Annotated in this window: 18 protein-coding genes; 15 read left to right on the forward strand and 3 right to left on the reverse strand. The window is 63.6% G+C overall.

Translation table 11 applies throughout. The features are described from left to right. Positions 1 to 62: 62 nt before the first annotated feature. The gene (locus O7A60_RS08260) at positions 63 to 365 is read right to left on the reverse strand and encodes an accessory factor UbiK family protein (protein WP_027143348.1); all 303 of its coding nucleotides are present in this window, start codon (positions 363 to 365) and stop codon (positions 63 to 65) included. A gap of 222 nt (positions 366 to 587) precedes the next feature. Between O7A60_RS08260 and O7A60_RS08265 the strand changes: the two genes are divergently transcribed. From O7A60_RS08265 to O7A60_RS08295, 7 genes are all read left to right on the forward strand, one after another. Further along, positions 588 to 830: a BrnA antitoxin family protein gene (locus tag O7A60_RS08265; protein ID WP_337105826.1), complete on the forward strand. Its 243-nt coding sequence runs from the start codon at positions 588 to 590 to the stop codon at positions 828 to 830. A gap of 127 nt (positions 831 to 957) precedes the next feature. Next, complete coding sequence (gene lgt, locus O7A60_RS08270; protein WP_337105827.1) at positions 958 to 1,818, forward strand: prolipoprotein diacylglyceryl transferase; 861 nt, start codon at positions 958 to 960, stop codon at positions 1,816 to 1,818. After that, a complete protein-coding gene (locus tag O7A60_RS08275) occupies positions 1,815 to 2,903 on the forward strand; it encodes a class I SAM-dependent methyltransferase (protein WP_337105828.1) in 1,089 nt (362 codons plus the stop codon). Before lgt ends, O7A60_RS08275 begins: the two co-directional genes overlap by 4 nt. Before the next feature lie 102 nt (positions 2,904 to 3,005). Next, complete coding sequence (pgeF, locus tag O7A60_RS08280) at positions 3,006 to 3,800, forward strand: peptidoglycan editing factor PgeF (RefSeq protein ID WP_337105829.1); 795 nt, start codon at positions 3,006 to 3,008, stop codon at positions 3,798 to 3,800. Then, positions 3,800 to 4,951, forward strand: a complete 1,152-nt coding sequence (locus O7A60_RS08285) for a M24 family metallopeptidase (RefSeq protein ID WP_337105830.1) — start codon at positions 3,800 to 3,802, stop codon at positions 4,949 to 4,951. Before pgeF ends, O7A60_RS08285 begins: the two co-directional genes overlap by 1 nt. Positions 4,952 to 4,994: 43 nt before the next feature. After that, positions 4,995 to 5,624 (forward strand): hypothetical protein, encoded by a 630-nt coding sequence (locus O7A60_RS08290; RefSeq protein WP_337105831.1) that lies wholly within the window; start codon positions 4,995 to 4,997, stop codon positions 5,622 to 5,624. Positions 5,625 to 5,861: 237 nt separating this feature from the next. Next, complete coding sequence (locus tag O7A60_RS08295; protein ID WP_019860650.1) at positions 5,862 to 6,797, forward strand: ribose-phosphate pyrophosphokinase; 936 nt, start codon at positions 5,862 to 5,864, stop codon at positions 6,795 to 6,797. 7 nt (positions 6,798 to 6,804) lie between these two features. On the opposite strand, the gene O7A60_RS08300 is transcribed toward O7A60_RS08295, so the two are convergent. Beyond that, positions 6,805 to 7,701: an AraC family transcriptional regulator gene (locus O7A60_RS08300; protein ID WP_337105832.1), complete on the reverse strand. Its 897-nt coding sequence runs from the start codon at positions 7,699 to 7,701 to the stop codon at positions 6,805 to 6,807. Between the two features lie 134 nt (positions 7,702 to 7,835). Here O7A60_RS08300 and O7A60_RS08305 point away from each other — a divergent pair, with 134 nt between their 5' ends. Continuing rightward, positions 7,836 to 9,077 (forward strand): MFS transporter, encoded by a 1,242-nt coding sequence (locus O7A60_RS08305; protein ID WP_337105833.1) that lies wholly within the window; start codon positions 7,836 to 7,838, stop codon positions 9,075 to 9,077. A gap of 73 nt (positions 9,078 to 9,150) precedes the next feature. Here O7A60_RS08305 and O7A60_RS08310 read toward each other — a convergent pair whose 3' ends face one another. Then, the gene (locus O7A60_RS08310; RefSeq protein ID WP_027143357.1) at positions 9,151 to 10,008 is read right to left on the reverse strand and encodes an alpha/beta fold hydrolase; all 858 of its coding nucleotides are present in this window, start codon (positions 10,006 to 10,008) and stop codon (positions 9,151 to 9,153) included. Positions 10,009 to 10,161: 153 nt separating this feature from the next. Between O7A60_RS08310 and O7A60_RS08315 the strand changes: the two genes are divergently transcribed. The 7 genes from O7A60_RS08315 (at position 10,162) to O7A60_RS08345 (ending at position 15,029) form a co-directional block, all read left to right on the forward strand. Further along, positions 10,162 to 10,590: a MarR family winged helix-turn-helix transcriptional regulator gene (locus O7A60_RS08315; protein ID WP_337105834.1), complete on the forward strand. Its 429-nt coding sequence runs from the start codon at positions 10,162 to 10,164 to the stop codon at positions 10,588 to 10,590. A 237-nt stretch (positions 10,591 to 10,827) separates the two neighbouring features. Beyond that, positions 10,828 to 11,469: a 50S ribosomal protein L25/general stress protein Ctc gene (locus O7A60_RS08320; protein ID WP_337105835.1), complete on the forward strand. Its 642-nt coding sequence runs from the start codon at positions 10,828 to 10,830 to the stop codon at positions 11,467 to 11,469. Positions 11,470 to 11,493: 24 nt separating this feature from the next. Continuing rightward, the gene (gene pth, locus O7A60_RS08325; RefSeq protein WP_337105836.1) at positions 11,494 to 12,234 is read left to right on the forward strand and encodes an aminoacyl-tRNA hydrolase; all 741 of its coding nucleotides are present in this window, start codon (positions 11,494 to 11,496) and stop codon (positions 12,232 to 12,234) included. Between the two features lie 98 nt (positions 12,235 to 12,332). Beyond that, a complete protein-coding gene (gene ychF / locus O7A60_RS08330) occupies positions 12,333 to 13,436 on the forward strand; it encodes a redox-regulated ATPase YchF (protein WP_140504923.1) in 1,104 nt (367 codons plus the stop codon). Positions 13,437 to 13,525: 89 nt separating this feature from the next. Further along, positions 13,526 to 13,900: a helix-turn-helix transcriptional regulator gene (locus tag O7A60_RS08335; protein ID WP_337105837.1), complete on the forward strand. Its 375-nt coding sequence runs from the start codon at positions 13,526 to 13,528 to the stop codon at positions 13,898 to 13,900. Between the two features lie 203 nt (positions 13,901 to 14,103). Then, positions 14,104 to 14,574 (forward strand): MaoC family dehydratase, encoded by a 471-nt coding sequence (locus O7A60_RS08340; RefSeq protein ID WP_337106049.1) that lies wholly within the window; start codon positions 14,104 to 14,106, stop codon positions 14,572 to 14,574. After that, the gene (locus O7A60_RS08345) at positions 14,571 to 15,029 is read left to right on the forward strand and encodes a MaoC family dehydratase (protein ID WP_027143363.1); all 459 of its coding nucleotides are present in this window, start codon (positions 14,571 to 14,573) and stop codon (positions 15,027 to 15,029) included. Before O7A60_RS08340 ends, O7A60_RS08345 begins: the two co-directional genes overlap by 4 nt. Positions 15,030 to 15,036: the final 7 nt, after the last annotated feature.

Genomic DNA, 15,036 nt, shown 5'->3' on the forward strand with positions numbered 1-15,036 from the left:
CCGGTAAGCGATTCACGGCAAAGCGATTTTCAGGCTGGTGCTTTGTGGAAAAGTTTAACGAATTATTTTTTCGGCTTGGGCTTCGCCGGAGCCGCAGGTGTAGCCTGACCGGTCAGTTCGGCGATCCTGGCCTCGAGCGTCTCGATGCGCTCGGCGAGCCTGCCGTTCTCTTCTCTCGCCTTGGCCGCCATCTCGCGCGCGGCCTCGAACTCCTCGCGCTGCACGACATCCATGGAGTTGAGGATGCGTTCCGCCTGGCCCTTGAAGGCCGTCTCCACCTCGCGCCGCACACCTTGAGCGGCACCGGCGGCATCGGTCATCAACTTGGCGAATTCATCGAGAATGCGGTTCGGTCCGGTCGACATGGCAGATCCTCGCTTGCATGATTTGAATTAGTGACGTGGCGCGAGGAATGCAAGAACGTTGGAAGCTGATGCGGCCGCTGCGTTGCTATGGCACACAACCGCATGGCGACTGCCGCGTCCTGCGGGAGGCTCCCGAACGGCTCCGAAGCTGTACTTGGTGGTGGCAAGTCGCCTATTATGAAGCCCTCGTCTCCTTTCAGCACGTCCAACCTGGGATAACCAATGGCAACGCCCCCGCGCAGACCGACAAATCCGATGGAAGCCGCCGAAGCTGTCTTCAAGCCGGTGAAGAAGCCGGCACCGGCCCCGCCTCGCGAACCCTCCACCGCCCCGAATGTCCGCGAGCTTGTCTCGATCAGGATCGACCGGGCCGTGCTCGAGCATTTCCAGGAAGATGGCCCAGGCTGGCAGGACAGGATCAACGACGCCTTGCGTGAAGTGGTGGCCGACAAGCCCAGGGGTTGAGGACATCCATCCGCGCGACGGATCTTGAAGCGATCCCGTTCACGAGCCATGGACGGACGTGCCCTTGCCTTGACCCTGCCAAAACCCTGCCGCATGGTCCGGGCCGATCGCAACCGAGAGCTCCCCGTTGAACGAGTATTTCCTGCTGCCGCTGGCTTCACTGCCTTTCCCGAACATCAACCCGATCCTCATCCAGATCGGGCCGCTGGCGGTGCACTGGTACGGCATCGGTTACATCGTCGGCATCCTGTTTGCCTGGTGGTATGCCAAGCGGCTCGCCGCAAATCCGAAACTCTGGCCCGACGGCGTCCTGCCGATGAAGCCGGAGGACCTCGACGATTTCATCGTCTGGGCGGCCGTCGGCGTGGTTCTGGGCGGCCGCACCGGCTATGTCCTGTTCTATGACCTGGCGCGCTATATCGCCCATCCGCTCGATATCTTCGCCGTCTGGCAAGGCGGCATGTCCTTCCATGGCGGCCTGCTCGGCGTCATCCTGGCCATGACGCTGTTTTCCTTTAAGCGCGGCATCCGCACCTGGTCGCTGTTCGATGTCGTGGCGGCCGGCGTGCCGGTCGGCCTCGGCCTCGTGCGCGTCGCCAACTTCATCAACTCCGAGCTCTGGGGACGGCCGACCGACGTGCCCTGGGCGATCGAATTCCCCAATGGCGGACCGTTCACCCGCCATCCGAGCCAGCTCTACGAGGCCTTGCTCGAAGGGCTGGTGCTGTTTGTGGTGCTGCGCATCCTCACCCACTGGCGCCTCAAGCTGAAGACGCCGCGCTTTGTCGGCGGCGCTTTCATCTGCGGCTACGGCCTGTCACGAATTTTCGTCGAGTTCTTCCGCGAGCCCGACCAGCAGCTCGGCTATCTTCTCGGCACAAACTGGCTGACCATGGGCATGATCCTGTCGACGCCGATGGTGCTGGCCGGCATCTGGGCGATGGCCACAGCCAAGCCGGTGAAGCAAGTGCAGCCGCAGGCGACATGACGCGACTGAAATCCCGTATCGTCGACCTGATCGAGGCGGTGGGTCCGATGCCCATCAACGAATACATGGCGCTGTGCCTGTTCGATCCGCGCGACGGCTACTACACCACACGCGAACCGTTCGGCGCGGCCGGCGACTTCATCACCGCGCCGGAAATCAGCCAGATGTTCGGCGAACTCGTCGCCGTCTGGCTCTATCAGGCTTGGGCAGCGATCGGCCGGCCGATGCCGGTCACCGTCGCCGAGATTGGCCCTGGCCGCGGCACGCTGATGAAGGACATGCTGCGCACCTTGTCGCGGCTCGACCCCGCCTTGGCCAATAGCGCCGCCTTCGCCATGATCGAGACCAGCCCGCGCCTGACGGAAATCCAGAAACAGATGCTCGGCGCGACACCATTGGCTGTTTCATGGCACGAAACCATCGACACGCTGCCGCGGCAACCACTGCTGATCGTCGGCAACGAACTGTTCGATGCCATGCCCATCCGCCAGTTCGTCCGCGCCGGCGCCGAGTGGCGCGAGCGCATGGTCGGCCTGGACGACGCGGACAATCTTTGCTTCTTCGCGGGCGTCGGCTCGGTCGACCCGACGCTGCTGCCCGGGGATGCAGCCGACGCGCCGCAAGGCGCGATCGTCGAAATCGCGCCCGCCCGCACCGCCCTGATGGCGGCCATCGCCGAGCGCATAGCCGCTCATGGCGGCGCCGGGCTGTTCCTCGACTACGGCCATCTGCGGCCCGGGGTCGGCGACACGCTGCAGGCCTTGCGCCGGCACAATCACGAAGATGTGCTGGCCAATCCGGGCGAAGCCGACCTTACCTCCCATGTCGATTTCGCCGCCCTTGCAGCGACCGTGCGCGCGCACGGTCTCGACGCCTACCTGTCGACGCAGGGCAATTTCCTGCTCGGCATGGGCATTCTGGAGCGTGCCGGCCAGTTGGGCGCCGATGCCGGCCAGGCAGCACGCGACAAGTTATCAGATGCCGTCGAGCGCCTCGCCGGCCCGCAAGCCATGGGTGAACTTTTCAAGGTCCTCGCCATCGTTCCGCGTGGCGTAGCCGTCAGGCCCTTCGCCACGGCGGATTGACTTTTCGTCGCTACCCCTCCCAATCTCCCGTCCGGCAAAAGACGGTCGGACCGCCGGCCGCTTTTCCTTGACGAAACCGCCCACACGGACAACAACGCCCGCATGCTGAATCAGACCAAACCGGATCCCGTTCGGTCGCCGCTGCTGGACCAGGCGCAGGCACAAGGCATCCGCCACGGCTACTTCACCCGCATCGGCGGCGTCTCCACGGGCATCTACCGGGGCCTCAACATCGGCACTGGGTCGGATGACGACCAGGCGCTGGTCGCCGAGAACCGGGCCCGTGTCGCCGCCTGGATAGGCGTGCCCGCAAGCCATCTGCTGACCGCCTGGCAGGTCCATTCACCCGACGTCGTCATCGCCAGGAAACCCTTCGCCGGCGAGCGTCCCAAGGCCGATGCCATCGTCACCGACCGGCCGGGCATCGCCATCGGCGCCTCGACCGCCGATTGCGGCCCGGTTCTGTTCGCGGATGCCGGCGCGCGCATCATCGGCGCGGCGCATGCCGGGTGGAAAGGCGCTTTCACGGGCGTGCTCGAAAACACCGTTGCCGCCATGGAGAGCCTCGGCGCCCGTCGCGAAAAAATCGTTGCCGTGCTTGGCCCTTCGATCAGCCCCGACAATTACGAAGTGGGGCCGGAATTCGTCGCCCGCTTCGTCGATGCCGACAGTGAAAATGCGCGATATTTCGTGCCTTCGGCACATGCCGGCCATTCGATGTTCGACCTCAACGGCTATACGATCGACCGGCTGGCCAAGGCCGGCGTTACGGCCGAAGGCCTTGGCCGCTGCACCTATGCCGAAGAAGATCTGTTTTACTCCTACCGGCGCACCACGCACCGTAGGGAACCCGATTATGGCCGGCAGGTTTCGGCAATCGTTTTGGAGAAGGTATAATGGCGCTGCATTTTGAACGATCGGAATTCGACGCGCGGCGCGACCGGCTGATGATCGAGATGGCCGAGAAGAAGCTCGACGCCATCCTGCTGTTCGCGCAGGAAAGCATGTACTGGCTGACCGGCTACGACACGTTCGGCTTCTGCTTCTTCCAGTGCCTGGTGGTGAAGGCCGACGGTTCCATGGTGCTTCTGACCCGTTCGGCCGACCTGCGCCAGGCGCGCCAGACCTCGATCATCGACAACATCGTGCTGTGGACCGACCGCGACGGCGCCAATCCGGCCGTCGACCTGCGCAACCTGCTCAACGAGCTCGACCTGCTCGGCGCCCGGATCGGCGTAGAATACGACACTCATGGTCTGACCGCCTATAATGGCCGCCGCCTGGATGAGCAGTTGCAGACCTTCGGCCAGATCGCCGATGCCTCCGGCATCGTCGGGCGGTTGCGCCTGTTCAAGAGCCCGGCCGAGATCGCCAAGGCGGAGAAGGCCGCCAATCTCTCCGACGACGCGCTGGACGCGGCGCTGCCGCTGATCAAGCAGGGCGGCGACGAGGCCTTGATCCTCGCCGCCATGCAGGGCGCGATCTTCGCCGGTGGCGGCGACTATCCGGCCAACGAGTTCATCATCGGCTCCGGCGTCGATGCGCTGCTGTGCCGCTACAAGGCCGGCCGCCGCAAGCTCACCAAGAACGACCAGCTGACGCTCGAATGGGCAGGCGTCTTCCATCACTACCACGCGCCGATGATGCGCACGGTGCTGACCGGCAAGGTCTCCAAGCGCCATCAGGAGCTGTTTGATGCCGCACGCGCCGCCCTTCTGGCCGTCGAAAAGGCGATGACGCCCGCAAACACCTTCGGCGACGTGTTCGACGCCCACGCCCGCACCATGGAAGCGCACGGCCTGACCAAGCATCGGCTGAACGCCTGCGGCTATTCGGTCGGAGCCCGCTTCACGCCGTCCTGGATGGACATGCCGATGTTCTACCAGGGCAATCCCGAACCGATCGCGCCGAACATGACGCTGTTTGCCCATATGATCATCATGGATTCCGAGACCGAGACGGCGATGACGCTTGGCCGCACCTACCTGACCACCGAATCCCAGCCGAAGCCGCTGTCCCGCCATGATCTCGACTTGATCGTGCAGTGAATCCATAATGGGAGGCGTTCTTCGCCAAGGAGTTAGAAGGCAAATGAGACGATCGCATGTGACGACCGTGTCATTGCTTGTGGCATTGGCTTTGGCTGCCTGCACCAACGCAAAGGACGTCCTCGAGCCTTCCGCCATCACCCCGCCGGCGGCTTCGACGCAGCCGGCAACGCAGGGCAGCTCGGCGGCCACCGTTCCCGCCCCGGCGCCACCTACGGCCGCGAAGGCCGCCACGACAGCGGGCGCACCCGCCGCCGCGCCCGTCACCTCCGCCCAGGCTGCCGCCATCCTGTCGAAGACCCGGCTGCAGATCGCGCCGATCGTCGGCGCTTCGGTGGAAGCCGCCACGCCGCTGACGGCGGAACTGCAGATACGCGCCAAGCAGCGCGGCATCACGCTGGCCGGCAGCCAGGACCAGACCGCCACCCATGTGCTCAAGGGTTACTTCTCGGCGATGACGGAGGGCAAGGACACCACCGTCATCTATGTCTGGGACGTCTACGACCTATCCGGCAACCGGCTGCACCGCATCAACGGCCAGATGAAGGCGCCTTCGACCGGTTCCGGCGCCGGCGCCGACAGCTGGAAGTCGGTCTCGCCAGCCACCATGCAGGCGATCGCCGACCAGACCATCGACCAGTTCGCGGCCTTTCTCAGTGGCAAGGCGAGCTAGTCCAGAACCCAAAAGTGGAAAGCGGTTTTGGGAAAATCCCGATGCTCGAACGAGCAGAGGGAGCAGCGGAAGTCCGCAGCTCTCCGTTGCCAGTCGGTGATGGCTAACAGTTTTCGTGAGCTTAGCCGGCGGATTCACGATCTCGGCGCTTGCAATACCGGCGCGGGCCGCTAAAAGCCCGGTTAAAAGGCGCAGGAGAGTCCGCCAGGCCTCTCCGTCCTCCACCAGGAACGGTGCATGAAACTCTTCGCGGGCAATTCCAACAGGGTGCTGGCCGAAGCGGTCGCTCGCTATCTCAACATCCCGCTGGGCAAGGCCAGTGTCAGGCGCTTCGCCGACCAGGAAATCTTCGTCGAAATCCAGGAAAATGTGCGCGGCGAGGATGTCTTCATCCTGCAGTCGACCTCGTTTCCGACCAACGATCACCTGATGGAACTGCTCATCATGATCGACGCCTTCATGCGCTCCTCGGCCAAGCGCATTACGGCCGTTATCCCCTATTTCGGCTATGCCAGGCAGGACCGCCGCGCCTCCGGCCGCACGCCGATCTCGGCCAAGCTGGTCGCCAACATGATCACCCGCGCCGGCGTCGACAGGGTTTTGACGCTGGATCTCCATGCCGGCCAGATCCAGGGCTTCTTCGACATCCCGACCGACAATCTGTTCTCGGTGCCGGTGATGGCCCGCGACGTCAAGGCAAAATACAAGCAGCTTGGCAACGTCGTCGTCGTGTCGCCCGATATTGGCGGCGTGGTGCGTGCCCGCGCGCTTGCCAAGCGCTTCGACGCGCAGCTCGCCATCGTCGACAAGCGCCGTGAGCGTCCGGGCGAATCGGAAGTCATGAACATCATCGGCGCGGTCGCCGGCAAGGATTGCCTTTTGATCGACGACATCGTCGATTCCGGCGGCACGCTGTGCAATGCCGCCGACGCGCTGCTGGCCAACGGCGCCACCAGCGTCACCGCCTACATCACCCACGGCGTGCTGTCGGGCGGCGCGGTCGCTCGCATCAGCGGCTCGAAGCTACAGGAACTGGTGATCACCGATTCCATCCAGCCGACGCAGGGCGTGCTCGACGCGCCCAACATCCGCGTCATCTCGATCGCCGACCTGATGGGCGAAGCCATCTCGCGCACGGCGACCGAGGAATCGGTGTCGAGCCTGTTCGACTGAAAACCCGTCACCCCTGCGGCCAGGCCGATGGCGTCGGTGCCTCTGACCGGGCCGGAGCTCGCCGCATGCCTTCGCCGGCATCGCGCGCGCCGCGCATATAGCCGCGCGGCGAGGAACCCAGCATGCGCTTGAACATGGTGATGAAGGCCGGCACGCTGTCATAGCCGAGATCGAGCGCCACCCGGGTGATCGGCTCGCCGTCGGCGAGCCTCGGCAGCGCCGCGAACAGGCAGGCCTGCTGGCGCCATGTTGACAGCGACAGGCCGGTCTGGCGCTGGAAGGCGCGCGTGAAGGAGCGCCGGCTCATGCCGACCGTATCGGCCCATTCGTCGATCGTCGCATGCGGTGAGGGTGCGGCGACGAAACGCCGGCAGAGCGCCGCCAGTTTGGGATCCGACGGGAACGGCAGGCCGAGCGGCCGCTCCGGCAATTGCGGGATCTCATGCAGGAGAAGGTTCATGATCAGGCCGCCGCGCCCTTCAAGCTCGCCGCCTTGCGGCAGCTTCTCGGATTCCACGATCAGACTGTGCATCAGGTCTGTGATGCCGACGACGCGCATGCCCTCCGGCAGGCCCGGAATCGCCTGCGGCATGACATAGACCGAGCGCATCGAGACATCGCCCAGCATCTCGACGGAATGTTCGATGCCGGCCGGGATCCACATCGCATGGTCCGGCGGCACCATCCACCGGCCATGCCGCGTCGTCACCAGCACGACGCCGACCAGCGCATGCAGCAACTGGCTGCGGCTGTGGTGGTGGTGCGGCACGTGGTAGCCGTCCGGATATTCGGTCGGCAACACCACCGCCGGCCCGACCGCCTGCTCGAGCCACTGCCAGCGCAGCCCGTGCAATTGCTCGAGATCGGCGTGGCCGGCGCCGAAAATCTCCCTGGCTTTTGCCATTCGGTATGGCCCACTTGCGAAACTATTGGACCAAACCACGAAAGAAGTCGCTTGGCAACCGGACTATAAGGCTGCCTGCGGTAAACGCCCACACCGCCTGCGGGAAAACCGCCAAAAAGACTACGGAGCCTATCTTGACCGATACGACAGCCACCAGCGTCGCGCCGCCTGCGACCGCCAGTCACGCTTCAGCCCAGGCGACGGCCTTCACCGTCATCCTGGCGGTGAGCCTCTGCCATTCCATCAACGACATCATGCAGTCGCTGCTATCGGCCATCTATCCGCTTCTGAAAGACAATTACGGCCTCGACTTCTGGCAGATCGGCCTGTTGACCTTCACCTTCCAGGTGACGGCATCCCTGCTGCAGCCCATCATCGGCGCGGTTACCGACAAGCGGCCGATGCCTTATTCGCTGCCCTGGGGCATGGCGTCTTCGCTGATCGGCCTGGTCGTCCTGGCCTATGCCGGGCACTACTACCTCCTCCTGATCGGCGCCTCGCTGATCGGCATCGGCTCGGCGATCTTCCATCCGGAGTCCTCGCGCATCGCCCGCTTCGCATCCGGCGGCCGCTTTGGCCTGGCGCAGTCGCTGTTCCAGGTCGGCGGCAATTTCGGCCAGTCCATGGGCCCATTGCTGGCCGCCTTCATCGTCGTGCCCTTCGGCCAGACCAGCATCGCCTGGTTCGCCGTCGGCTCGCTGATCGGCATCGTTATCCTGTGGCAGGTCGGCGGCTGGTACAGCCGCCTGCGCGCCGCGCAAGGCAATCGCAAGACGGCAAGCTTCGTCTCGCCCTTCCCGCGCCGCAAGGTGATGTGGGCCTTGGCGGTGCTGACCTTGCTGGTGCTGACCAAGAACGCCTACATCGCCAGCCTGGCCAGCTACTACACCTTCTATTCCATCCATAAGTTCGGCGTTTCGGTGCAGATGTCGCAGGTCATGCTGTTCCTCTTCCTCGGCTCGTCGGCGCTGGGCATCCTGCTTGGCGGTCCGTTCGGTGACCGCTATGGACAAAAGGCGATGATCTGGTTCTCGATCGTCGGCGTCCTGCCCTTCACCCTGGCGCTCCCTTACGCCAACATGGAATGGACGATGGTGCTGACCGTGCTGATCGGCCTGATCCTGTCGTCGGCCTTCTCCAACATCGTCGTCTTCGCGCAGGAACTGGTGCCGGGCCGCGTCGGCACGATCGCCGGCATCTTCTTCGGCTTCGCCTTCGGCGTCGGCGGCATCGCGGCCGCCGTGCTTGGCGTCGTCGCCGACATGAAGGGCATCGATTTCGTCTTCCAGATCTGCTCCTACCTGCCGTTCCTGGGACTGCTGACGGTGTTCCTGCCCAACATGAAGGAAGCCCGCAAGGCGCAGGCAGTCGCATAAATCATCCGAGCTGTATCCAGGCAAAGGCACCCGCCATATGGCGGGTGCCTTTGCCGTTCAGGCGGGAAGGAATTCAGGCCTTGAAGAAGGCCAGCAGGTCGGCGTTGATGATTTCGGCGTGGGTCGTGGCCATGCCGTGCGGAAAGCCCTTGTAGACCTTGAGCTCGCCCTTCTTGAGCAGCTTGATGGCCAACAGCGCCGAGTCGGCAATGGGGACGATCTGGTCGTCGTCGCCATGCATGACCAGCACCGGCACGTCGATCTTCTTCAGGTCTTCGGTGAAGTCGGTCTCCGAGAAGGCCTTGATGCAGTCATAGTGCGCCTTGGTGCCGCCCATCATGCCCTGGCGGTACCAGTTGTCGATCACACCCTGCGAAACCTGCGCATCCGGGCGATTGAAGCCGTAGAACGGGCCGGCGGGAACATCCACATAAAGCTGCGCGCGGTTGGCGGCAACGCCGGCGCGGAAGCCGTCGAACACCTCGATGGGCAGGCCGCCGGGATTGGCTGGGGTCTTGAGCATGATCGGCGGCACCGCGCCGAGCAAGGCTGCCTTGGCGACACGGCCGCCCGCACCATACCGGGCGACATAGCGCGCCACCTCACCGCCGCCGGTCGAATGGCCGACATGGATGGCATCCCTAAGGTCGAGATGCGCGACAAGTTCAGCCACATCGGCGGCATAGGTGTCCATCTCGTTGCCGATATCCGTCTGCGTCGACCGGCCATGGCCGCGGCGGTCATGGGCTATGACGCGGTAGCCTTGTGACAGGAAGAACAGCATCTGGGCGTCCCAGTCGTCGCTGCTCAACGGCCAGCCGTGATGGAAGACGATGGGCTGGCCGGTTCCCCAGTCCTTGTAATAGATCTGCGTGCCGTCCTTGGTGGTGATCGTGCCGCTGCCTGAGCCTGATTTGGTCTGCGAGGTCATCTCAATCTCCGTTTGATTAGTATCGCGATAAACAATATCGCGATATAGATATCGCTAGCGCAGCTTGATCCCCCATGTCTACAAAAAATATGTATCGCGATATCATTTTTCGTAGTACATATTTTAGGCGTTTAATCGGCAAAGGAATGCGTCGTGCCTCTCCCGTTGGACAATCAGCTGTGCTTCACGCTCTACGCCACCAGCATGGCGATCAATCGCACCTACAAGCCGATGCTGGACGAGATGGGCATCACCTATCCGCAATATCTCGTGCTCAACGCGCTGGGCGAGGTCGACGGCATGTCTATCGGCACGATCGCGCACAGGCTCGCTCTGGAATCGAGCACGGTCACGCCGCTGGTCAAGCGCATGGAACAATCCGGCCTGGTGACCCGCCGGCGCAGCCAGACCGACGAGCGCCAGGTACAGGTCGACCTGACATCAGCCGGCCGCAAGCTTCTCGTCCAGTGCAATTGCCTGAACGAGACCCTGGTTGAGCGCTCGGGCATGACGCTGGCCGAACTCGACGCCCTGAACCGGCAGGTCCAGGCACTGCGCGATGCGTTGAGCGGCGACCGTTAACGACGGCCTTTCCCACCTCCGCTTGCACGCCTGCCCGCCTTCCGCTATAGAGCCGCCACCCGCGTAGACACCCTTGGAGGCAACGCGGCGGAAGGCTGCCTTCCCCTTGTGATCCCGAACAAAGATCCGCTCGCTGCGGTTTCCGGCATTCGGGCATCGAGGTCTGGCGGCTTTCGACGTTTACGGCCTGGCGCATCGCCAACCGTAGGCGCTCCATAACACGCGAAAGGAAAAGCCATGAGCCACGATACTTACGAGCTCAAGGCCGAAGCGCGCGAACAGGTCGGTAAGGGGTCCGCCCGTGCAGTTCGCCGCAACGGTAAAGTGCCTGCAGTAATCTACGGTGACAGACAGCCTCCCCTGGCGATCGCGCTCACCTACAAGGACATCTACTACAAGATCCATGGCGGCGGGTTCCTGACCACGGTCGCCACGATCGATGTCGACGGCAAGAAGATCCAGGTCCTGCCGAAGGACTTCCAGCTCGACCCGGTCAAGGATTTCCCTGTCCATGTCGACTTCCTGCGCATCGGCAAGGACACCGAAGTCAACGTCGATGTTCCCGTGCACTTCATCAATGAAGACAAGTCGCCCGGCATCAAGCGCGGCGGCGTGCTCAACATCGTGCGTCACGAAGTCGAGTTCCACTGCCCGGCCAATGCGATCCCGGAATTCATCACCGTCGATCTCACCGGTGCCGACATCGGCGATTCGATCCACATCTCGGCGGTCAAGCTGCCGGCCGGCGTCAAGCCGGTCATCTCCGACCGCGACTTCACCATCGCGACCGTTGCCGGTTCGTCGGCGATGAAGCCGGAGACGGAAGAGACGGTTGAGGCTGCGGCTCCCGAAGCGGCTCCCGCCGCCGAAGAGAAGTAACTCTTTTCACGCCCGGAGGCGACGATGCTTGTCTTTGCAGGCCTCGGCAATCCGGGCGCGAAATACGCTGAAAACCGGCACAATGTCGGCTTCATGGCGGCGGACGCTATCGCCCGCCGCCATTCCTTTTCGCCCTGGTCGAAGAAGTTCCAGGGCCTGATTTCCGAAGGCACGCTCGGCGGCGAAAAGATCATCCTGATCAAGCCACAGACCTTCATGAACCTGTCCGGCCAGTCCGTCGGCGAAGCGCTGCGCTTCTACAAGCTCGACCTTTCCGCCCTCACCGTCTTCTATGACGAGATCGATCTTGCCGAAGGCAAACTGCGTATCAAGACCGGCGGCGGCGCCGGCGGCCACAACGGCATCCGCTCGATCGACGGCCATGTCGGCAACGCCTATCGGCGCGTGCGCATCGGCGTCGGCCATCCCGGCGTCAAGGAAATGGTCCAGCATCATGTGCTCGGCGATTTCCCCAAGGCCGACCGCGACTGGCTCGACCCGCTGCTCGACGCGATCGCCGACAATGCGGCGATGATCGTCAAGGGCGACGAATCCGGCTTCATGAACAAGGCCGCCCTTGCCGTCCAGGGTAAGGCGGGCGTCGATCCGGAAAAGCCGGCGCAGAAGCAGTCGAGCCCGAAACAGCAAAGCCCGAAACAGCAAAGCCATGTCCGCCAGGCCCGCCCCCAGCAGGCGCCCGCCAAACTGCCCGAGACCGGCCCGATGGCCGCCATGCTGAAGAAACTCTTCGGCAACAAGGACTGAAGCGTAGGCGCATGTGGCCTTACAGGGCTTGACGTTCCTAACCCCTATCGCCCATAGCCCTCATCAAATTTCGCTTTTTCCCGATAGGACCGGACAAAATGGGTTTCAAATGCGGCATCGTTGGCTTGCCCAATGTCGGCAAGTCGACGCTTTTCAACGCGCTGACGAGGACGGCCGCCGCGCAGGCCGCCAATTATCCCTTCTGCACCATAGAACCGAACACCGGCGAGGTGGCGGTGCCCGATCCGCGCCTGCAGAAGATCGCCGAGGTCGCCAAGTCGAAGGAGATCATCCCGACGCGCATCTCCTTCGTCGACATTGCCGGCCTGGTGCGCGGCGCCTCCAAAGGCGAAGGGCTGGGCAACCAGTTCCTCGCCAACATCCGCGAGGTCGACGCCATCGTGCATGTGCTGCGCTGCTTCGAGGATGACGACATCACCCATGTCGAGGGCCGCATCGACCCTGTCGCCGACGCCGAGACGGTCGAGACCGAGCTGATGCTCGCCGACCTCGACAGCATCGAGCGCCGCATCGTCCAGATCCGCAAGCGCGCGGGCAGCAAGGACAAGGAAGCGACGACCGTATTGCCGATGATGGAGGCGGCACTCGAGCTGCTGCAGGCCGGCAAGCCGACCCGCATCCTGCTCAAGGGGATTTCGGCGGAGGACCTGCGCATCCTGCAGGGCCTGAACCTCTTGACCTCGCATCCCGTGCTCTATGTCTGCAACGTCGCCGAGGTCGATGCCGCGACCGGCAACGAGCACACCAGGGCCGTGGAGAAGATGGCCACCGCGCAGGGCGCCGGCACCGTGGTGATCTCGGCCGCGATCGAGGCCGAAGTCGCCCAGCTCTCGGATGAGGAGGAGATGGAGTTCCTGTCCTCGCTTGGGCTCGACGAGCCTGGCCTGAACAAGGTCATCCGCGCCGGCTACGACCTGTTGCATTTGATCACCTATTTCACCGCCGGGCCGAAGGAAACGCGCGCCTGGACCATCCACAAGGGCGACAAGGCCCCACAGGCCGCCGGCGTCATCCACACCGACTTCGAACGCGGCTTCATCCGCGCCCAGACCATCGCCTACAACGACTTCGTCACGCTGGGCGGCGAAGTGGCGGCCAAGGAAGCCGGCAAGGCACGCGATGAAGGCAAGGAATACGTCGTCCAGGACGGCGACGTCATGATGTTCAAGTTCAACACCTGAGGAGGTCGCTGTAGAACGACCCGCCCCTCGGTTGGACAGCACCATCCCTGCGGCATGGTTGTCGCGGGCTGTCTACGAGGACTGAGGACATGAACAAGCCCACCATCATTACCACGCCGAACGGGGATCGTATGGCTATTCTGCCACTCGCCGATTACGAGAGCCTTGTTGAAGCGGCGGAGGACTCGGCCGACATTCAAACCTACGATCGGATCAAGCAAAAGATCGCTGCCGGCGAGGAAGAGCTTATCCCGGCCGCCGTCGTCAACCGCATCCTGGAGGGCGAGAATAAAATCCGCGTCTGGCGCGAGCATCGCGGGATGTCGGCTCGCGACCTCGCTGAAAAGACAGAGATCAGCGCAGGCTATCTCTCGCAGATTGAGACGGGCACCCGCGACGGTACCTTCGACACGATCAAGCGCATCGCCGCCGCTCTCAATGTCTCGGTTGACGATCTCGCGTAGCGCCCGTTGCGAAAACGAAACCGGACCTGTCGTGCTCCATGCTCGTCGGCGCGATCGGAGGCGCGGCGGCAGGCTCTGACCGACGCCGCGGGCCCGATCGCGCCGGCTGGCTCACCAGAAAGGGCTTGACCAAACCGCCCGCGGCCTGCATCCGGGTTTGCCGATCCAAAGGGATCGCGCATTCTACAACGGATTTGCAGACCATGACCGGAAAGACATGGGCGTATGAGGACTTCGTCGAGGGGGCCTCGTTCGAGCTCGGCACCAAACAGGTGAGCGCGGCCGAGATCATCGAATTCGCCAGCGAGTTCGACGCCCAGCCGATGCATCTCGACGAGGAGGCCGGCAAGGCCAGCATTCTCGGTGGCCTCTCGGCTTCGGGTTGGCACACCTGCGCCATGTTCATGCGTATGCTGTGCGATGCCTTCCTGCTGGACTCCACCTGTCAGGGCGCGCCCGGCGTCGATCAGGTCAAATGGAAGAAGCCGGTGCTCGCCGGCGATACGCTGCGGGGCAACCTCGTGGTTCTGGCCAGCCGCCTGTCGAAGTCGAAGCCGCAGCTCGGTTTCGTGACCATGCGCAGCGAACTTGTCAACCAGCGCGGCGAAAGCGTCTTCGAGCTCCAGAATTCCGTCATGTTCCTGACGCGCGATGCCGCCGGGAATGCGTCATGACGCTGGATGAATTCTTCCGCATCGGCACGTCCGTCACACTCGGTTCGCACACTTTCGAACCCGAGGCGATCAAGGCGTTCGCCCGCAAATACGACCCGCAGATTTTTCATATCGACGAGGAGGCGGCGAGAAAGAGCGTGCTTGGCGGGCTCTGCGCCTCCGGCTGGCACACCGCGGCCACCTGGATGAAACTGAATCTGGAGACCCGCCTGGACGCCGAAGGCTGGGACGGCCCGGTGCCCGAATTCGGCCCCTCGCCCGGATTCAAGAACCTGAAATGGCTGAAGCCCGTCTACGCCGGGCAAACCATCACCTTCACGCGCACGGCGCTTTCCCACCGCCCCATCGCGTCCCGCCCCGGCTGGCGGTTGCTGGCGCTGCTCTGCGAGGCCTCCGATTCGACCGGCGGCAAGGTGCTGGAATTCGAAAGTGCGGTGCTGGTGAGGGTTGGGTGAGGCGTCT

Origin of the sequence: Mesorhizobium salmacidum (SeqCode) (assembly GCF_037179605.1) — a bacterium.
GTDB classification, from domain to species: Bacteria; Pseudomonadota; Alphaproteobacteria; order Rhizobiales; family Rhizobiaceae; genus Mesorhizobium; species Mesorhizobium salmacidum.

What these genes read in the sequence shown, in the direction of transcription:
- O7A60_RS08260 (WP_027143348.1), bottom strand. Translation starts at nt 365, where the DNA reads ATGTCGACCGGACCGAACCGCATTCTCGATGAATTCGCCAAGTTGATG.
- O7A60_RS08265 (WP_337105826.1), top strand. Translation starts at nt 588, where the DNA reads ATGGCAACGCCCCCGCGCAGACCGACAAATCCGATGGAAGCCGCCGAA.
- O7A60_RS08275 (WP_337105828.1), top strand. Translation starts at nt 1,815, where the DNA reads ATGACGCGACTGAAATCCCGTATCGTCGACCTGATCGAGGCGGTGGGT.
- pgeF (WP_337105829.1), top strand. Translation starts at nt 3,006, where the DNA reads ATGCTGAATCAGACCAAACCGGATCCCGTTCGGTCGCCGCTGCTGGAC.
- O7A60_RS08285 (WP_337105830.1), top strand. Translation starts at nt 3,800, where the DNA reads ATGGCGCTGCATTTTGAACGATCGGAATTCGACGCGCGGCGCGACCGG.
- O7A60_RS08290 (WP_337105831.1), top strand. Translation starts at nt 4,995, where the DNA reads ATGAGACGATCGCATGTGACGACCGTGTCATTGCTTGTGGCATTGGCT.
- O7A60_RS08295 (WP_019860650.1), top strand. Translation starts at nt 5,862, where the DNA reads ATGAAACTCTTCGCGGGCAATTCCAACAGGGTGCTGGCCGAAGCGGTC.
- O7A60_RS08300 (WP_337105832.1), bottom strand. Translation starts at nt 7,701, where the DNA reads ATGGCAAAAGCCAGGGAGATTTTCGGCGCCGGCCACGCCGATCTCGAG.
- O7A60_RS08310 (WP_027143357.1), bottom strand. Translation starts at nt 10,008, where the DNA reads ATGACCTCGCAGACCAAATCAGGCTCAGGCAGCGGCACGATCACCACC.
- O7A60_RS08320 (WP_337105835.1), top strand. Translation starts at nt 10,828, where the DNA reads ATGAGCCACGATACTTACGAGCTCAAGGCCGAAGCGCGCGAACAGGTC.
- pth (WP_337105836.1), top strand. Translation starts at nt 11,494, where the DNA reads ATGCTTGTCTTTGCAGGCCTCGGCAATCCGGGCGCGAAATACGCTGAA.
- ychF (WP_140504923.1), top strand. Translation starts at nt 12,333, where the DNA reads ATGGGTTTCAAATGCGGCATCGTTGGCTTGCCCAATGTCGGCAAGTCG.
- O7A60_RS08335 (WP_337105837.1), top strand. Translation starts at nt 13,526, where the DNA reads ATGAACAAGCCCACCATCATTACCACGCCGAACGGGGATCGTATGGCT.
- O7A60_RS08340 (WP_337106049.1), top strand. Translation starts at nt 14,104, where the DNA reads ATGACCGGAAAGACATGGGCGTATGAGGACTTCGTCGAGGGGGCCTCG.
- O7A60_RS08345 (WP_027143363.1), top strand. Translation starts at nt 14,571, where the DNA reads ATGACGCTGGATGAATTCTTCCGCATCGGCACGTCCGTCACACTCGGT.